The sequence below is a fragment of the Mesorhizobium sp. B2-2-4 genome (assembly GCF_006442375.1).
In the GTDB taxonomy this organism is placed as follows: domain Bacteria; phylum Pseudomonadota; class Alphaproteobacteria; order Rhizobiales; family Rhizobiaceae; genus Mesorhizobium.
On sequence record NZ_VFWB01000011.1, the window covers coordinates 148,594 to 167,092 of the forward strand.

The 18,499-nt window shown below is 63.6% G+C and carries 16 protein-coding genes; 8 read left to right on the top strand and 8 right to left on the bottom strand.

Annotated elements, in window-relative coordinates; translation table 11 throughout:
- Positions 1-269: 269 nt before the first annotated feature.
- A complete protein-coding gene (locus FJ959_RS25675; RefSeq protein WP_140632793.1) occupies positions 270-1,727 on the top strand; it encodes an NCS1 family nucleobase:cation symporter-1 in 1,458 nt (485 codons plus the stop codon).
- Positions 1,728-1,780: 53 nt separating this feature from the next.
- On the opposite strand, the gene FJ959_RS25680 is transcribed toward FJ959_RS25675, so the two are convergent.
- From FJ959_RS25680 to tpiA, 5 genes are all read right to left on the bottom strand, one after another.
- On the bottom strand, positions 1,781-2,332 hold the full coding sequence (locus tag FJ959_RS25680) for a DUF1697 domain-containing protein (protein ID WP_140632796.1): 552 nt from the start codon (positions 2,330-2,332) through the stop codon (positions 1,781-1,783).
- A gap of 26 nt (positions 2,333-2,358) precedes the next feature.
- Positions 2,359-3,996, bottom strand: coding sequence for a CTP synthase (locus tag FJ959_RS25685; protein WP_140632799.1), 1,638 nt, complete (start codon positions 3,994-3,996; stop codon positions 2,359-2,361).
- Positions 3,997-4,209: 213 nt separating this feature from the next.
- Positions 4,210-5,334 carry a L,D-transpeptidase gene (locus FJ959_RS25690; protein WP_140498649.1) on the bottom strand — a complete coding sequence of 375 codons (1,125 nt, stop codon included), beginning with the start codon at positions 5,332-5,334 and terminating at the stop codon, positions 4,210-4,212.
- A 330-nt stretch (positions 5,335-5,664) separates the two neighbouring features.
- Complete coding sequence (secG, locus tag FJ959_RS25695; RefSeq protein WP_140525224.1) at positions 5,665-6,141, bottom strand: preprotein translocase subunit SecG; 477 nt, start codon at positions 6,139-6,141, stop codon at positions 5,665-5,667.
- Between the two features lie 171 nt (positions 6,142-6,312).
- A complete protein-coding gene (gene tpiA, locus FJ959_RS25700; protein WP_140498652.1) occupies positions 6,313-7,080 on the bottom strand; it encodes a triose-phosphate isomerase in 768 nt (255 codons plus the stop codon).
- 143 nt (positions 7,081-7,223) lie between these two features.
- On the opposite strand from tpiA, the gene FJ959_RS25705 reads away from it, so the two are divergent.
- Genes FJ959_RS25705 through glp form a run of 5 tightly spaced genes read left to right on the top strand, consistent with a single transcriptional unit; the run spans position 7,224 to position 12,648 of the window.
- On the top strand, positions 7,224-9,116 hold the full coding sequence (locus tag FJ959_RS25705) for a SurA N-terminal domain-containing protein (RefSeq protein ID WP_140632801.1): 1,893 nt from the start codon (positions 7,224-7,226) through the stop codon (positions 9,114-9,116).
- Positions 9,113-10,123: an anthranilate phosphoribosyltransferase gene (gene trpD, locus FJ959_RS25710; RefSeq protein WP_140632804.1), complete on the top strand. Its 1,011-nt coding sequence runs from the start codon at positions 9,113-9,115 to the stop codon at positions 10,121-10,123. The genes FJ959_RS25705 and trpD overlap by 4 nt, the downstream gene beginning before the upstream one ends.
- Positions 10,124-10,127: 4 nt before the next feature.
- Positions 10,128-10,940: an indole-3-glycerol phosphate synthase TrpC gene (gene trpC / locus FJ959_RS25715; RefSeq protein ID WP_140632806.1), complete on the top strand. Its 813-nt coding sequence runs from the start codon at positions 10,128-10,130 to the stop codon at positions 10,938-10,940.
- Positions 10,941-10,942: 2 nt separating this feature from the next.
- Positions 10,943-11,443 carry a cyclic pyranopterin monophosphate synthase MoaC gene (gene moaC, locus FJ959_RS25720; protein WP_140632809.1) on the top strand — a complete coding sequence of 167 codons (501 nt, stop codon included), beginning with the start codon at positions 10,943-10,945 and terminating at the stop codon, positions 11,441-11,443.
- Positions 11,443-12,648, top strand: coding sequence for a gephyrin-like molybdotransferase Glp (glp, locus tag FJ959_RS25725; protein ID WP_140498662.1), 1,206 nt, complete (start codon positions 11,443-11,445; stop codon positions 12,646-12,648). Before moaC ends, glp begins: the two co-directional genes overlap by 1 nt.
- Before the next feature lie 15 nt (positions 12,649-12,663).
- Here the strand turns inward: glp and FJ959_RS25730 are convergent, their stop codons facing one another.
- Complete coding sequence (locus FJ959_RS25730; RefSeq protein ID WP_140632812.1) at positions 12,664-13,494, bottom strand: alpha/beta hydrolase; 831 nt, start codon at positions 13,492-13,494, stop codon at positions 12,664-12,666.
- A gap of 167 nt (positions 13,495-13,661) precedes the next feature.
- Between FJ959_RS25730 and FJ959_RS25735 the strand changes: the two genes are divergently transcribed.
- The gene (locus tag FJ959_RS25735; RefSeq protein ID WP_140515363.1) at positions 13,662-15,287 is read left to right on the top strand and encodes an AMP-binding protein; all 1,626 of its coding nucleotides are present in this window, start codon (positions 13,662-13,664) and stop codon (positions 15,285-15,287) included.
- Positions 15,284-16,120, top strand: a complete 837-nt coding sequence (kynA, locus tag FJ959_RS25740) for a tryptophan 2,3-dioxygenase (protein ID WP_140498668.1) — start codon at positions 15,284-15,286, stop codon at positions 16,118-16,120. Before FJ959_RS25735 ends, kynA begins: the two co-directional genes overlap by 4 nt.
- Before the next feature lie 63 nt (positions 16,121-16,183).
- Here kynA and kynU read toward each other — a convergent pair whose 3' ends face one another.
- Positions 16,184-17,431, bottom strand: a complete 1,248-nt coding sequence (gene kynU / locus FJ959_RS25745) for a kynureninase (RefSeq protein WP_140564529.1) — start codon at positions 17,429-17,431, stop codon at positions 16,184-16,186.
- Complete coding sequence (locus FJ959_RS25750; RefSeq protein WP_181167302.1) at positions 17,428-18,105, bottom strand: TetR/AcrR family transcriptional regulator C-terminal domain-containing protein; 678 nt, start codon at positions 18,103-18,105, stop codon at positions 17,428-17,430. The genes kynU and FJ959_RS25750 overlap by 4 nt, the downstream gene beginning before the upstream one ends.
- Between the last annotated feature and the right edge of the window lie 394 nt (positions 18,106-18,499).

Here is an 18,499-nt window from a genome sequence, read left to right on the forward strand (position 1 = left end):
ACTTGGTTCCATAAAAAACGTACGCTTGGCAAAAAAAGGGCAGGTTTGCCCGCCGCGGCTCCGATGTCGTCGCGCCGGCGCTTGAAAGCGCCACGAATCGGACTCGCCGATCAGAGCGGCAAGTATCGTGCCGCGCGATAAGAGCGATCCCCATTGAATATCTTTAAGGCCAAAGCCGGCAAATCAGCCGATTGCCCCTTCCCTCGCGTCAGGCGTAACCTTGACGGTCAACGCGTGAGGGCGCGTGCTGCAAGAAGGGGACAATTGCAATGACGATACAAGGCGCATCGCCGGATCTATATAACGAAGATCTCGCACCGGCCAAGATACGAAACTGGGGACCATTCTCGATCTTCAACGTCTGGACGTCGGACGTCCACAGCCTCTGGGGCTATTATCTCGCCGCCAGCCTTTTCCTGTTCTGCGGCGGTTTCGTCAACTTCATCATCGCCATCGGCATCGGCTCGCTCGTCATCTACGCGCTGATGAACATGGTCGGCTATGCCGGCGTGAAGACCGGCGTGCCTTACCCAGTGCTCGCCCGCGCCTCGTTCGGCATCTGGGGCGCCAACATACCGGCGCTGGTGCGCGCCATCGTCGCCTGCTTCTGGTACGGCGCACAGACGGCGGCCGCTTCCGGCGCCATTGTCGCGCTGCTGATCCGTTCGCAATGGTTCGCCGATTTCAACGCCAACACCCATTTCCTCGGCCACTCTGGGCTGGAAGTGATCTGCTTCGTGGTCATCTGGGCGCTGCAGCTGCTGATTATCCAGAACGGCATGGAGACGGTGCGCCGCTTCCAGGATTGGGCCGGGCCGGCCGTCTGGGTGATGATGCTGATCCTGGCCGTCTATCTCTGCGTCAAAGCCGGGACCTTCGCCTTCACCAGTGACATTCCGATGGATGTGCTACTCGAAAAGACCAAGGATGCGGGCGTGCCAGGCGCGCCGGGATCGTGGACGTCGCTGTTCGCCGTCGCCGCGATCTGGGTGACCTATTTTTCGGCTCTCTATCTCAACTTCTGCGATTTCGCCCGCTATGCACCGGACAAGGCATCGCTGCGCAAGGGCAATATCTGGGGCCTGCCGATAAATCTCATCCTGTTCTCGCTGGTCGCTGGCGTCACCACCATTGCCGCTTACGACGTCTATCACGAGGTGCTGCTGCACCCCGACCAGATATCGGCGAAATTCGGCAGCTGGTTCCTGGCCGCGCTCGCCGCCTTGACCTTCGCGGTGGCGACGCTCGGCATCAATGTCGTGGCCAACTTCGTCTCGCCGGCCTTCGACTTCTCTAACGTCTTCCCGCGCCAGATCGACTTCAAGAAGGGCGGCTACATCGCGGCACTGATCGCGCTCGTGCTCTATCCCTTCGCGCCTTGGGAAGGCAGCGCTGCGTCCTTCGTCAACATCATCGGTGCGACGATGGGGCCGATCTTCGGCGTCATGATGGTCGACTACTACCTGATCCGGAAGGGCGAGGTCGACGTCGAAGCGCTTTATCGCGAGGACGGCGAGTTCCGCTTCCAGGGCGGCTGGCATGTCAATGCCTTCATCGCTGCCGGCATTGGCGCCGTCTTCTCCTCGATCCTGCCGAACTTCACCAACTGGCTGCCATCCTGGTGGGGCGTCTATGGCTGGTTCTTCGGCGTCGGGATTGCCGGCATCATCTACTACGTGCTGCGCACCGCCGCCGTGGGTGCCGGCGCCAAGACGGCGAAGGCCTGAAATGGGGCAGTAGGCAGGAAAGGTAGGGAAAGCAGACGGCTTCCCCCTGCTGCCTACTGCCTACTGCTTACTCCTACCATCTCGGCCAACCGGCGCACCGTGTTCCAGTTGCGCGACGTGCCGACGCCCAGGCGTTTGTGATTGGCGGCCGCGAGCAGCCGTGAACTCGGTCGTTCCCGCGAAAAGACGACCCAGATGTCGCCGCCGCGTGACATCACCTTCTCATCGGCGGCGGCATGGGTCTCGAGCGCCGCCGCCGCATCGTCGGGCACGGGCTTGCGCATTATCCGGACGGCCACCTGGTCACCGGTCTCGGCGGATTCAGCCGGAAACGGATTGCCGGCCGCGAGCCTCAGCCAATCTTCGGCACCGCGCACGATGATATCGACATGGCGGCCGAAAGCTTTTTTGAAGGCGGCTTCCAGACGCTGCTCGAGACCGGCGACGTCCGTCGCCGGCGCCTCGAAGACAAGATTGCCCGTCGCCACGAGCGTACGGACATTCTTCAGCCCGAGGCCTTCCGCCATCGCCTTCAGGTCGGACATCACGACCCGGCGCCCTTCTCCCAGGACGATGCTGTAGAGAAGGGCGACGTAGGTCTGCATCGGATGCCGAACCCCGCCTGGCGCGCCTATACCAGGCGCGATTGTTCGACCGCCGCCTCGATGAAGCTGGCGAACAGCGGATGCGGGTCGAGCGGCCGGCTCTTCAGCTCGGGGTGGTATTGCACGCCGATGAACCAGGGATGGTCGGGGTATTCGATCGTTTCGGGCAGCACGCCGTCGGGCGACATGCCGGCAAACACCAGGCCGCAATCCTCCAGCCGCTGCTTATAGTCGATATTGACCTCGTAGCGGTGGCGGTGACGCTCGGAAATCTGCGTGTCGCCATAGATGTCGGCGATCTTGGAACCCTTGGCGAGCTCGGCCTGATAGGCGCCGAGCCGCATCGTGCCGCCGAGATCGCCGGTTGCCCGGCGCTTCTCCAGCATGTTGCCCTTCAGCCACTCCGTCATCAGGCCGACGACCGGCTCCTTGGTCGGGCCGAATTCGGTCGAGGAGGCCTCATCGACCCCGGCCAGCGACCGCGCCGCCTCGATACAGGCCATCTGCATGCCGAAGCAGATGCCGAAATACGGCACCTTGCGCTCACGCGCGAATTTCGCAGCCAGGATCTTGCCTTCCGAGCCGCGCTCGCCGAAACCGCCGGGCACCAGGATGCCATGCACCTTTTCCAGCCAGGGCGCCGGATCCTCCTTCTCGAAGATTTCCGATTCGATCCAGTCGAGCTTGACCTTGACGTGGTTGGCCAGACCGCCATGCGACAGCGCCTCGATCAGCGATTTGTAGGCGTCCTTGAGGCCGGTATATTTGCCGACGATGGCGATGGTCACCTCGCCTTCCGGATTGTGGATGCGGTTGGACACGGCCTGCCACGGCTCCATGCGCGGCTTCGGCGCAGGGTCGATACCGAACGCGGCCAGCACTTCCGAATCGAGCCCTTCCTTGTGGTAAGCCATCGGCACGTCGTAGATGTGCGGCACGTCGAGCGCCTGGATGACCGCGCTCTCCCTGACATTGCAGAACAGCGACAGTTTTCTACGCTCTTCCTTGGGAATGGCCCGGTCGGCGCGGACGAGCAGGATGTCGGGCGCGATGCCGATACCGCGCAGCTCCTTGACCGAATGCTGGGTCGGCTTGGTCTTCAATTCGCCCGCGGTCGGGATATAGGGCATCAGCGTCAGATGCACATAGACGGCGTTGTTGCGCGGCAGGTCGTTGCCGAGCTGGCGGATCGCCTCCAGGAAAGGCATCGCCTCGATGTCGCCCACGGTGCCGCCGATTTCGCACAGCACGAAATCATAGTCGTCATTGCCGTCGAGGACGAAATTCTTGATCTCGTCGGTGACGTGCGGGATGACCTGCACGGTGGCGCCGAGGTAGTCGCCGCGCCGCTCGCGCTCGATGATGTTCTTGTAGATGCGGCCGGTGGTGATGTTGTCCTGCTGGTTGGCGGAACGGCCAGTGAACCGCTCGTAATGGCCAAGATCGAGATCGGTCTCGGCGCCGTCATCGGTGACGAACACCTCGCCATGCTGATACGGCGACATCGTGCCCGGATCGACATTGAGGTAGGGATCGAGTTTTTTGATGCGTGCGCGATAGCCCCGCGCCTGCAAGAGAGCCCCTAGGGCCGCTGCGGCAATGCCTTTTCCAAGTGAGGAAACCACGCCGCCTGTGATGAATACATATCGCGCCATGGGAGTCATCGCTTAACGCGGCCGGATTGATTCCGCCAGAGAAAAAACCGCCGCTAAGGCTTTTTCCCAAGAAGGCGCTCGAACCGTGATCCGAAAATGGGATCCGGTTTTCGGATAGGCCCATGTCGAACGGGCTGGCCCGTTCCACTGGAACGCGACCGAGAGCGAGGCAAAACAAAAGGGCCGGCTGAACCGGCCCCTTTTGGCAAGCTGCTGCAAACGTCAGATGATGACGACCTTGGTGCCGACCTTGACGCGGCTGTAGAGGTCCATGACGTGCTCGTTCATCATGCGGAAACAGCCATTGGAAGCGCTGGTTCCGATCGACTGCGGCGCGATGGTGCCGTGGATGCGCAAATGCGTGTCCTTCTTACCGTCATAGAGGTAGATGGCGCGGGCGCCGAGCGGATTCTGGCCGCCGCCGGGCATGCCGTCCTTGTACTGGGCATAATGCTTGGGCTCGCGCTTCTGCATGTCCAGCGTCGGGATCCAGCGTGGCCACTCCTGCTTGTCGCCGACCGCCACGGTGCCCTTGAACTGCAATCCTTCGCGGCCGACCGCGATGGCATAGCGGCGGGCGGTGGACGATGATTCCACCAGATAGAGCCGGCGGGCACTGGTATCGATGACGATCGTGCCGGCCTCGTAACCGGTGAATTCCACGTCCTGTGGCACGAACTCCGGCTTTACCTTGAACGGCTTCTTGGCGTTTTTCCTGGCGAGCGCCGAATCCAGCGCACGGGTTTCAGGCAGATAGTTGATCGAGGACGATGCCATCTGGCCGCCAAACAGTCCGGCGAACAGGCCGCCGCCGGTGCGCTGTTTCTGGCCAGGCAGCTCGCTGCGCAATTCGCCATTATTGCCGGTCAGCGCAACGTTCATCACCTCGGCCGATTCCGGTTCGGCCGAAGGAATCGGCTCGATCGGCGTCAACGGCTCGATGATTTTCGTGATCTTCTTGGCCGGCTTGGCCGCGGCCACTTCGGTCGCTGGGGCAGTCTTGCCTTTCTTGGCCAGGAACGCCTGCCGTTCCGCCTCGGCCTTCGCTTTCGCCGCCTCGCGCATCGCCATCTTCCTGGCTTCCAGCGCCTTGGCCTTGGCGGCTTCCTTGTCGGCAACGATCTTGGCCTCGATCTTTTTGATCTGGGCGAGATCGTCCGGTGTCGGATTTTTCTTCTTCTTGAGAAGCCTCAACTGCGCCGCATCGCTCTTGGCTGCGACGTTGATGGCATCGGTCTTGCCGACCGACTGATTGGCGGCCAAATTGGCTGGCACGCCGGCGAAAGCCGGGGAGCTCATGCCGAGTGCGGCGCAAAGTCCCAGGAAGATGAAGCTGCGAAGCTGCATGGCGAAGATCCGATCGTTCAATATTTGTTGCCCACGGCGTCGCCCGGCGTCCCCCAAGGACACCGAAAATGCCGCGCGCAATCTATAGTCGAATAAGCGCGGGCGCCTCAAGCGCGAGGCCGCTGCACTTCCCGTCGAATCTTCGTGATGCCGCCGCATTTGCCGCGACTGTGGTCAAACGACAACAGATCGGCTGAGTGTAAGAGATCAGAGCGGGCCGAGAGCCCGGCGGCGAGAACCGGAACCGAGCGCAGTTCGGTTGTAACGACGCAGAATGCCGGCGTTCGCACGCCGGCGCTCCCTGTCAGATAGCCCTTGAACGAACCCGGATTACTGGTTCGGCACCTGCGGGGCCGCGGGCGCGGTGCTGGCGCCGTTGGTCGCCGGCGACGTCGAGCCGGCGGCGGGCGGCGCGGCCGGAGCATTGGCTGGCGGCGTTGTCGCGGCTCCGTTGCCGGAAGGCGGCGTCGGCGCCGCGTTGCCTGAAGGCGGCGTCGGGGTGGTCGTGCCAGGCAATTGGTTGAGTACGCCCTTGCCGGCGCCGTCCGATGTTGCGGGAACGCGGTCGAGAATGTCGATCGGCTTCTCGCCGTAGCGGGCAATGATCGACAAGGTCAGCGACGTCACGAAGAAAGCGGCCGCCAGAATCGCCGTCGCCCGGGTCAGCGCATTGGCGGCGCCGCGCGCCGTCATGAAGCCGGATCCGCCACCAATGCCAAGGCCGCCGCCTTCGGAGCGCTGCAGCAGCACAACGCCGACAAGGGCCAGAACGACCATGAGATGGATGACGATCAGTACGGTTTGCATAGTTTATCCTGGCAATGCCCTGCCCGGCCGCGGACACGACCGGGGAATTGGAGGCGGCTCAATACAATGCTTTCACGGCATTTCCAAGCCCGTGGCCGGAATATGGGAAGCAAGGCGTCCTTTACAACGATTTCCCGTGCGCCGCGCCCGCTTCGGCGCCGCGCGAAGTCATCAGGAGATGCTGCGATAGGCTTCCGCGATGCCCAGGAAGTCGGCCGCTTTCAGGCTGGCCCCGCCAACCAGCGCGCCGTCGACATTCCTGACCCCAAGCAGTTCCACTGCATTGGACGGCTTGACCGAACCGCCATAGAGAATGCGCATCTTGCCCGCGGCGGCGCCGAGCTTCTCCGACAGTTTTTCGCGAATATGCGCATGCGCTTCGGCTACATCGGCGACGGTCGGGGTCAGGCCGGTGCCGATCGCCCACACCGGCTCATAGGCAACGATCGTGTTGGACGCGGTAGCGCTTGCCGGCACCGAACCGGCAACTTGGCGTGACAGCACGTCCAGCGTCGCGCCCGCTTCGCGCTCCTGCCGCGTCTCGCCGATGCAGACAATGGCCACAAGCCCGGCGCGCCAGGCTGCGGAGGCCTTGGCCTGAACTGTCGCATCATCCTCGCCGCGCTGTTCGCGGCATTCGGAATGGCCGACGATGACATGGGTCGCGCCCGCATCCTTCAGCATCTCCGCGGAGATGCACCCGGTATAGGCGCCGCTCTCCTTGGCGTGGCAATCCTCACCGCCGGCATGAACCGGCGTACGCGACAGAATCTCGGCGGCATGGGCGAGCAAGGTCGCGGGAACGCAGACCAGCGCCTCGGTGTCTGCGTCGAGCCCGCTCATGAAACCGTTGCCGATCATCCTGAGTTCGTTGAGCGAGGCGCTGGTACCGTTCATTTTCCAGTTGCCTGCGACGAGCGGGCGAATTCCTGGCGTCATCGTTTGCTTCTCCGGGTGACATTCGGCTGGCGTTCTCACTACCAAAATCAAGCCACAAAGCAATCGACAGTGGACCGGAAGGGCGCTATTGCGCTTGTTTCAGACTCGGCGCATCCGAAAATGCGCATAAATCGGAAGTAACGATGCTTGGTATATTGAGAAGCGCGGCGGGCACCTGGGTCGCGAAGTTACTGCTTTCGCTGCTGGTGGTCAGTTTTGCGGTCTGGGGCGTATCGGGACGGCTGATGGGTGGCCTTGCCGGCCACGACTCCGTCATCACGGCCGGCGGCACCAAGGTGTCGATCAACGAATACCGCCTCGCCTATGACCGCCAGCTCGCCGTCATGTCGCAGCAGTTCGGTCAGCGCCTCACCCACGAACAGGCAAAGGCGCTCGGCGTCGACAACCAGGTGTTGGCGCAGCTTGTTTCGGGCGCGGTCCTCGACGAACAGGCTCGCAAGCTCGGCCTTGGCCTGTCCAAGGACCGGCTGGCGGAACTCACCCGCGAGGATCCGGCGTTCAAGGGCCCCGGCGGACAGTTCGACCGGAGAGCCTTCGAATACAGGCTGCGTGAGGTCGGCATGCGCCCGGAGGATTATTTGAAGAATCGTGCCCAGGTCGCGGTGCGCCAGCAGATCGTCGAGGCGGTTTCGGACGGCCTCAAGGCGCCTGACACCTTCTTCAAGGCGGTGGCCCTGTACCGTGGCGAGGATCGTACGGTCGACTATCTGACCTTGCCGAAGGCGCTGGTCGAACCCATCGAGGCGCCGAGCGACAGCGCGCTGCAGGCCTATTTCGAGGCCAACAAGAAGACCTATGCCGCGCCCGAATACCGCAAGTTTTCCTATGTCAGGCTCGAGCCGCAGGACATCATGGACACGAGCTCGGTGACCGACGCCCAGGTCAGCGACGACTACAACAAGAACAAGGCGCGCTACACCACTCCCGAGATGCGCACCATAGAGCAGCTTGTGTTCAAGACGCCGGACGAGGCCAAGGCCGCGCTCGATTCGTTGAAGTCCGGCGCAACCTTCGACAAGCTCGTCACTGCGGAAGGCAAGACCCCGGCCGACACGCTGCTCGGAACGCTCGCCAAGGACAAGATCGCCGACAAGGCGGTCGCCGACGCTGCTTTTGCGCTCAACGTCAATGAGGTCAGCCCTGTCGTGCAGGGTGCCTTTGGTCCCGTGCTGCTGCGCGTCACCGAGATCAAGCCCGAAGTCGTGAAGCCGCTGGCCGAAGTGTCGGACCAGATCCGCAAGGACCTGGCGCTGGGCGAGGCAAACCGCATCCTTCTGGACGTGCATGATAATTACGAGGACAGTCGCGCCGCCGGCAGTTCGCTGGCCGACGCCGCCGCCAAGCTGAAGCTGAAGGTCGTCACTGTCGACGCGATCGATCGCAGTGGCCTGCGGCCCGATGGCTCCATCGTCAAGGATCTGCCGGAATCGCCGGCCCTGATCAAGGCTGCCTTCGATGCCGAACCGAATACTGAAAACGAGGCGCTGACCACGGCCGATAACGGCTTCATTTTCTATGAAGTGGCTTCGATCACGCCGGCCCGCGACCGCACGCTGGACGAAGTTCGCCAGAAGGTCGTTGCCGACTGGACCGCGGCCGAGACGGCCAAGCGGCTGACCGCCAAGGCGCAGGAGCTGGAAAAGCGGCTCAAGGCCGGCGCAACGCTCGACGTCATTGCCGGCGAGCTCAAGCTGGAAAAGCAGACCAAGCGTGGCCTGAAGCGCGAAGCCGACGACGCCGATTTCGGCAAGGAAGGTGCAGCGGTGATGTTCGGCGTCGGCGAAGGCGGCACCGGCCTGATCCCCTCTCCCACCAGCGACGCGCAAATCCTGTTCAAGGTCGCCGAGGTGTTCGAACCCGCCGGGGCCGATGCCAGTTCGGTGCCCGAGGACGCGCGCAGGTCCTTCACCTCCGGCATGTCGGACGATCTGCTCGACCAGTTGGTGGCGCAGTTGCAGACGCAGTACGGCGTCCGCGTCGACCAGGCTGCCGTTGCCCAAGCCTCGACAAGATGAGCGCGCTGAAAACCCATATCGCCAAGGTCGCGACCGGCACCGCCCTGTCCTTCGACGAGGCGCGCGAGGCCTTCGACATCATCATGTCGGGCGATGCTACGCCCGGCCAGATCGGCGGCTTCCTGATGGCGTTGCGTGTGCGCGGCGAGACGGTGGACGAGATTTCCGGCGCCGTCGCCACCATGCGCGCCAAGATGCTTCGCGTCGACGCACCTGTCGGCGCCATCGACATCGTTGGCACCGGCGGCGACAATTCGCACTCCGTCAACATCTCGACGGCATCCGCTTTCGTCATCGCCGCCAGCGGGGTTCCGGTCGCCAAGCATGGCAATCGCGGGTTGTCTTCGCTGACCGGTGCGGCCGACGTCCTGACCGCGCTCGGCGTCAAGATCGATCTCACGCCGCAGGCCATCGGCCGCTGCATCCACGAGGCTGGCGTCGGATTCATGTTCGCGCCGGCACATCACCCGGCGATGAAGCATGTCGGCCCGACCCGCGTGGAGCTCGGCACCAGAACCATCTTCAACTTGCTCGGTCCGCTCTCCAACCCGGCCGACGTGCGCCGGCAGATGGTCGGCGTGTTCATGCCGGAATGGATCATACCGGTGGCCGAGACGCTGAAGGCGCTGGGCACCGAGCATGCCTGGGTCGTTCATGGTGATGGCTACGACGAGATCACCACCACGGGCGAAACGCATGTCGCCGAACTGATCGGCGGCGAGATCCGCACCTTCACCTTGACGCCCGAAGCGGTTAGCCTGGCCCGTCACACCAAGGAAGAACTGCGCGGCGGCGACGCTGCCTACAACGCCGAGGCTTTGCGCGCTATGCTGGGTGGCGCCGGGGGCGCTTTTCGCGACACCGTGCTGATGAACGCCGGTGGCGGCTTGGTGGTGGCAGGCAAGGCGACGACGCTCGCCGACGGCATGGCGACGGCGGTGCAAGCCATCGACAGCGGCCGGGCGCTGCAGGTGCTCGACCGGCTGGTCGAGATTTCGAACGGTTAGACAGATGTCGGACATCCTGCGCAAGATCGAGGCCTACAAGCGCGACGAGATCGCGACGGCCAAGGCGCGCGTGCCGCTGGCCGAGATCAAGGCGCGGGCGAAAGACACTGACGCGCCGCGCGGCTTTCTCACAGCACTTGAGGCGAAGCGCAGATCCGGCGGCTTCGCTCTGATCGCCGAGATCAAGAAGGCAAGCCCGTCCAAGGGCTTGATCCGCGCCGACTTCGATCCGCCAGCGCTCGCGCGGGCCTATGCAAAAGGCGACGCCGCCTGTCTTTCGGTGCTGACCGACGCACCGTCTTTCCAAGGCGCGCCGGAATTTCTCACCAAGGCAAGAGCCGCCGTCACCCTGCCCGCGCTGCGCAAGGATTTTCTGTTCGATCCTTATCAGGTCCATGAAGCTCGCGCCTGGGGGGCGGACGCCATCCTGATCATCATGGCCAGCGTCGATGACCATTTGGCGAGCGAGCTTGAAGCGACGGCATTCGAACTCGGCATGGATGCGCTGATCGAGGTCCACGACGAGGCCGAGACGGAGCGCGCACTGAAGCTGTCGTCGCAATTAATCGGCATCAACAACCGTAATCTGCGGACATTCGAGACCCGTCTCGAAACCTCGGAACGACTGCGGGCGATGATTCCGGGCGGTTACTTGCTGGTCAGCGAAAGCGGCATCTTCTCTCATGACGACTGCCTCAGATTGCAGAAGAGCGACATCGGCACCTTCCTGGTCGGCGAAAGTTTGATGCGCCAGCAGGATGTGACCGCGGCAACGCGCGCGCTGCTCACCGGCAAGGCAGCGGCCGAGGCCGTCTGACGATGACGGCCGCCCTCACCCATCTCGGCCCGCAGGGCCAGGCCAACATGGTCGATGTCGGCGGCAAGGACGAAACGACGCGCACCGCTGTCGCCGAGGGTTTCGTCTCGATGCGGCCCGAGACGCTGAAGATGATCCTGGCCGGCAATGCCAAGAAAGGCGATGTGCTGGGCACCGCGCGCATAGCCGGCATCATGGCAGCGAAGAAGACGCATGAGCTGATCCCGCTCTGCCATCCGCTGCTCTTGACCAAGGTCTCCGTCGACATTGAGCCCGATCCTGCCCTGCCCGGACTGAAGATCGTTGCGCTGGCGTGCGTCACCGGCAAGACCGGCGTCGAGATGGAAGCGCTCACCGCGGCTTCGGTTGCCTGCCTGACCATTTACGACATGGCCAAGGCGGTCGACCGTGCCATGGTCATCACCGGCATCCGGTTGGTCGAAAAGACCGGCGGCAAGTCGGGCGACTACAAAGCCGCTGGCGAAGATGGGGCGGTCGCCTGATGGCGCTGCTTCCGGTCGCAGCAGCGCTCGAACGCCTGCTGGAGGGTGCTGCGCCGCTTGCGAGCGAAAGCGTTTCGCTCCTCGAGGCCGTGGATCGCGTTCTCGCGGAACCGGTGGTGGCGTTGCGCACCCAACCGCCCTTCAACGCCTCTGCCATGGACGGATACGCGGTCCGCGCTGTCGATGTCGCGTCCGTGCCGTCTCGGCTTTCGGTGATGGGCGTGGCGGCGGCCGGGCGCGGCTTTGACGGCGCCGTCGGCAAGGCGCAGGCCGTGCGCATCTTCACCGGTGCTCCGCTGCCGCAAGGCGCAGACACCATCGTCATCCAGGAAAACGTTCGTGACCTCGGCGGCGGCAGCATCGAGGTGGTCGAACCGACGGCCGAGGGGCGCAACATCCGCCGCTTCGGGCTCGATTTCTCCGAGGGCGACATCCTGCTGGAAAAAGGCCGCGTGCTCGATCCGGCAGCACTGTCGCTTGTCGCCTCGGCCAACCATCCCCGGGTGGGCGTCGTAAAGCGGCCGCTGGTTGCCATCATCGCCACCGGCGACGAGCTGCTGCCGCCCGGCAGCGAACTCGGCCCCGACCAGATCATTTCGTCAAACGCCTATGGCGTCGCCGCCGCCGCGCAATCGGTCGGCGCGCATGCGCTTGATCTCGGCATTGCCGCTGATCGCGAGGAAGCCATCGCGGCGCTGGTCAGGAAAGCGGTCGCGGCCGGCGCTGATGTCGTCGTCACGCTTGGCGGCGCCTCGGTCGGCGACCACGATCTGATCCATGACGTGCTGACCGGCGAAGGCATGACGCTCGGTTTCTGGAAGATCGCCATGCGTCCCGGCAAGCCGCTGATGTTCGGCCGCCTCGGCGACATCAGGTGCATCGGCCTGCCCGGCAATCCGGTGGCGAGCCTCGTCTGCTCGCAACTGTTCCTGAAACCGCTCCTGGCACGCCTCGGCGGCCGCGATTTCCGGCAAGATATTCGTCAGGCAAGGCTGGGCGCCGCCATGCAGGCCAATGATCTGCGCCAGGACTATGTGCGGGCGGTGGTCAGGCAAGAGGCCGGCATGCTGGTGGCAACCCCTTTCAGCATCCAGGATTCCTCGATGCTGAGGATACTGGCCGACGCCAACGGACTGATCGTGCGCGAACCGTCTGCGTCCGCCGCGGCTGTAGGAAATGCCTGCAGCGTTATAATGCTGAGGTGAAGTTTCGCCGTTTTTCTACTCCGCAAGCAAAGTTCGTGTCAGCGGATGGACCGGATCAGCCAGGCCTTCGACAATGTCGTAATGATGTCGGTCCGGCTCGACCACCGCGCTCGTGACGGCACCAAGCCCTGTCCAGATATTGGCCAGCAAGGCGTTCTGGCGCAAGAACTCGGACCGCTCGCCGCCTCCGGCCCAGCACGTGACGCGAGCGCCATCCATGGGCCGCAGCAGCGCCGGGCTTTCCGTCAGCGCCTCGGCTTCATCGATTTTCAGCGCCGCGTTCATGCCGGTGCGCATAAGCGGACGCAGGTCATGCAGGCCCGAAATCGAAACGACGTGGCGTACGCGCCTTGCCACGCCGGCCGCCAGGGGCGTTGATGTCGTCGCCATGCGGCTGGCGAGATGGCCGCCGGCCGAATGCCCGGTCAGCATAAGCGGTCCCCCGACCATCGCCGCCGCCTTGCCGATCGCCGCGCCGATCTCGTGGGAGATGCCGGCGATGCGTATGGCGGGGCAGAGCGTATAGGACGGCATCGCCACGGCAAAGCCGCTGTCAACCGAGCCCTTGGCGAGATGCGACCAGCTATCCTTGTCGGACTCCAGCCAGTAGCCGCCATGGATGAACACGACGAGCCCCTTGGGTGCCCCGGCGGGAAGGAAGAGATCGAGCCGGTTGCGCGGCCTGTCGCCATAGGCGATGTCGAGCTGAGCCCTGCCCTTTGCCGCAAGCGCATCGCGAAATGCCTGCGCCGGTTCGACCCATGCAGCTGGCCAGCGATCGCTGCCGGCGATGTTGGCGCCGTTGGCGTAGGCATTGTCCCAATCGGCAATGCGATGTTCGAGCATCGGCACCCTCCCCCGGACGGCATCGTTTCAGCCGATAGCAATGGCGATCGACAGCGGCAACGTCAATGCTCCGGGGGCAAAACATTTTAGGCTTGAAACAAATTTCGACTGGTGCGATCCTGTGCCTTGTTCAGCGATGGGCGTGAGGCAGACAGGGGCAGCCGAAAATGCTTGGGCCATCAGCGCATATCGACACGTTCACGCGCGATAACCTGCCGCCGCCGGATCAATGGCCGGACTTCCTGCTCGACGGCTTCGACTATCCCGAACGGCTCAATGCCGGCGTCGAACTGACCGACAGGCTGGTCGAGAAAGGGTTGGGCGACCACACCGCGCTGATCGGCAACGGCCGCCGCCGCACCTACAAGGAATTATCCGACTGGACGAACAGGCTGGCGCATGCGCTGGTCGAGAATTACGGCGTCAAGCCAGGCAACCGGGTGCTGATCCGCTCGGCCAACAACCCCGCAATGGTGGCCTGCTGGCTGGCCGCCACCAAGGTCGGCGCCGTCGTGGTCAACACGATGCCGATGCTGCGCGCCGGCGAACTCGCCAAGATCGTCGACAAGGCCGAAATCACCACAGCGCTGTGCGACACCAGGCTGATGGACGAGATGACCGCCTGCGCCAAGGACAGCGCGTTCCTCAAGCAGGTCATCGGCTTCGACGGCACCGCCAACCACGACGCCGAACTCGATCGCGCCGCCCTCGACAAGCCCGTGACGTTTACCGCGGTGCAGACCGGGCGTGACGACGTCGCCCTGCTCGGCTTCACCTCAGGCACGACAGGCGTGCCGAAGGCGACGATGCATTTTCACCGCGACCTCCTGATCATCGCCGACGCCTACGCCCGCGAGATCCTGCAGGTGACGCCTGACGACATCTTCGTCGGCTCGCCGCCCCTGGCCTTCACCTTTGGCCTTGGCGGGCTCGCCATCTTCCCGCTGCGTTTCGGCGCCGCGGCGACGCTGCTGGAACAGGCAACGCCGCCCAACATGGTCCACATCATCGAAACCTACAAAGCGACGATCTCCTTCACCGCGCCCACCGCCTATCGCGCAATGCTCAAGGCCATGGACGAAGGGGCCGATTTATCGTCGCTGCGCGTCGCCGTTTCGGCCGGCGAAACCTTGCCGGCGCCGGTGTTCGAGGAATGGACTGAGAAAACCGGAAAGCCGATCCTTGACGGCATCGGCGCCACGGAAATGCTGCATATTTTCATCTCCAACCGCTTCGATGACATGAAGCCTGCCTCCACCGGCAAGGCCGTTGGCGGCTATCAGGCGCGCGTCGTCGACGACGAAATGCGCGAAGTGCCGCGCGGCACCGCGGGCAGGCTCGCGGTGCGGGGACCGACCGGCTGCCGCTACATGGCCGATGCCAGGCAGAGCGACTATGTCCGCGACGGGTGGAACCTCACCGGCGACACGTTCTGGCAGGACGAGGACGGTTTTTTCCACTTCGCAGCGCGCTCCGACGACATGATCGTCAGTGCCGGCTACAACATCGCCGGCCCAGAGGTCGAAGCGGCGCTGCTGGCGCATGCCGATGTCGCCGAATGCGCGGTGGTGGGCGCCGAGGATGCCGAGCGCGGCCAGATCGTCGAGGCTCATGTGGTGCTCGTGCAAGGCGTGGCGCCAGACGCAATGACCGTCAAGCGTCTGCAGGATCACGTCAAGGCCACGATCGCGCCCTACAAATATCCGCGCTCGGTAAAATTCATCGCCGCTTTGCCCAAGACGCAGACCGGCAAGATCCAGCGCTTCCGGCTGCGCGCGGAGAAGATCAATTGAGCAAGCCCTACGACCCGTCCGCCGAGGGCGCGGAAATGTCGTTCAAGGAGCGCATGTCCTACAGCGACTATCTGCATCTGGAAAAGGTGCTCGAGGCGCAGGAGCCGCTTTCGTCAGCCCATGACGAGATGCTGTTCATCATCCAGCACCAGACATCGGAACTCTGGATGAAGCTCGCGCTGCACGAAATCGGCGCCGCAATCCGCTCCATCCGCGCCGACCGTCTCGAACCGAGCTTCAAGATGCTTTCGCGCGTCGCCCGCATCTTCGAGCAGCTCAACAATGCCTGGGACGTGCTGCGCACGATGACGCCCAGCGAATACACCGAGTTCCGCGACGCGCTTGGCCAGTCCTCGGGCTTCCAGTCGTGGCAGTACCGTGCCATCGAGTTCATGGCCGGCAACCGCAATCTCGCAATGCTCGGACCGCACAAGCACCGGCCGGACCTCAGCGAGAAACTGGAGGCGATCCTGGCGCAACCGTCGCTCTACGACGAGGCGCTGCTGCTGCTCGCCCGTAACGGCTTCGACATCGGTGCCGACGCAAGGCGTACGGACTGGCGCGAAACGCGGACCGAGAACGAAGAGGTCCTTGTCGCCTGGCAGATCATCTACCGCGACCCGCAGCGCTACTGGATGTTCTACGAACTCGCCGAGAAGCTGGTCGATTTCGAGGATTATTTCCGCCGTTGGCGCTTCAACCACGTCACCACGGTCGAGCGCATCATCGGTATGAAGCGCGGCACCGGCGGCACATCGGGCGCGTCCTACCTGAAGAAGATGCTGGAGGTGGAGTTGTTCCCGGAGCTGTGGAAGGTCCGCACCCGGCTCTGACGTAGCTTTGCCGACTGCATATCGTTATCCCGAACCCACTGCGCTTTTCTGAGCGACAGGCTCTTAAGTCACCGCCGCCTTGACGGCGAAACGCGCCTCCTGCCACGCGTCCGTGCGCAAAATGTCTTCCAGCACCTCGACAGCCTGCCAGACATCGACATAGCCGACATAAAGCGGCGTAAAGCCGAAGCGAATCGTGGATGGCGCGCGGAAATCGCCGATCACGCCGCGCTCGATCAAGGCCCGCATCACCTGATAGCCATGCGGGTGGAGGAACGAAACCTGGCTGCCGCGCTCATTGCCATCGCGCGGGCTTTCGAGTTCGAGGCCGTAGGCGCCGCATTTTGCCTCGACCAGTTGGATGAACAGATCGGTCAACGCCATGCTCTTCCTGCGCACCTCTGCCATGTCGACGTCGTTCCAGACATCGAGCGCCCCTTTGAGCGCGCGCATCGACAGCACAGGCTGCGTGCCGCAGAGAAACCGGCGGATGCCTGTGCCGGCAGCAAAACCCTGTTCGAAGGCGAATGGCCGCGCATGGCCCCACCAGCCGCTGAGCGGCTGGCGGACATCGCCATGGTGGCGCTCGGCCGCGTAGATGAAGGCCGGGGCACCCGGGCCGCCATTGAGATATTTGTAGGTGCAGCCAACGGCGAAATCGGCATTCGAACGGTCGAGCTCGACGGGCAAGGCGCCGGCGGTATGGCAGAGATCCCAGACAATCAGCGCGCCGGCATCATGTGCCGTCCGCGTCAGCGCGGCCATGTCGCGTAACTGCCCGGATTTGTAGTTGACGTGGTTGACCAGGATGACCGCGACCCGCTCGTCGATCAGTTCTTCTATGGTCGGCGCATCGACACCCTCGAGCCGCAGCACCGTGCCCGGCCGCGTCGAGGCAACGCCTTCGGCCATATAGAGATCGGTCGGAAAGCTGTCCCCCTCGGCGATGATGACTGACCTGTCCGGCCGCATCCCGAGTGCCGCATGCAGCACCTTGTAGATGTTGATCGAGGTGGTATCGCAGACCACCGTCTGGCCGGCGGCGGCCCCGATCAGGCGCCCGAGTTGGTCGCCGAGTTCGACCGGCATGTCGAACCAGCCGGCGGTGTTCCAGGCGCGGATGAGATCCTGCGCCCACTCCTGCGTGGCGGCCTTCTGCAGCTCGCCGAACACGGCTGGCGAAGCGGCGCCCAGCGAATTGCCGTCGAGATAGATCACCCCCTGGGGCAAGGTGAAGCGGTCACGCATGGCACGCAGCGGATCCGCGGTGTCCATTGCCTCGATCGCTGCGAGATCGGGAATTTTGCTCATGGTCGCGATGTTCCTCGGTGAGAAGAGCGCCCTGGAAACGGGCCGGCTGTTTTGCCGCCCGGGCAAGGGCTGGCCGCATAGAGGCGCAAGAACAGGGTGAACGCCCGGTTCGATCTTTGCTCGATTTCCGCCCGAGGCAGTTCCTCGAGCACCCCAACGATCCGGCGAACCTGGAGATCGCCGATCAAAAGACTGATGTAGATGTCGGCGGCTTCGGCAGGATCGTCACAGGCGATCGGGCCGGCCCGACTTGCGGTTCGAAGCAGGTCGCCAACAAGCGGCATTATGGTATTGCGGCCGAATTGCGCGATCGATTGGCCAAGCGTGCCTGTATCGTTGACGTCGCCGGCCGCGGCGCGATTGAGCGCCACCGCCTTGTCGCCCGTCACGAGGGTCAGCAGGACTGGCCCGAGCAAGTTCAGGGTTTCGAGCGGATCGCGCGCCTGGTGAAGGGCGTCCTCCAGCAGCTTCCTTGCCTCTCCCGCATTGGCTTCGATCAAGGATCGAAACAGGGTCTGCTTGTTGCCGTACCAGTTGTAGAGGGTTTCGTTCGAGGCCGATGCCCGCTTGGCGATAGCAAGCAGGGAGGCGCTCTTGTAGCCGGCTTCCCGGAGCACCGCATAGGCGGCCTCCTCTATCCGTTCGCGTCGCGCGGCCTGCTTCGGCGTGGTCATTGGTGTTCCTCTTCGAAAACCGTACATTATTATACGGTTTCGTCAAGCGAACGAACGAACGCAGCCCGTCGCGACCAGTGGTGGTGTCTGGCCGTTTTCCGGCGGAAGTTGGCATTTTGGTTTCGTTTCGTTCACGAGCCGCAGGGGTTTCTAATCCGCCCAAACGCACCCCGCACCTGCCGGTCACCCAGCTTGCAGGCTTGTGCCAAGAGTGGAGACCGGTCGGGCCACAGGCCATTAACCAAAATAGTTTCAAAGGGCCCGGGAGCGCATTGACGACGGACCGCGCTGGCAGGATGCTGGCTGCGGGAGGGCATTTCGTTTCCGTCGCCTTAACAAATTCATTAAACTTTAAATGGTTGCGGAACACAACTGGAACAGATAGTGTTTGTTC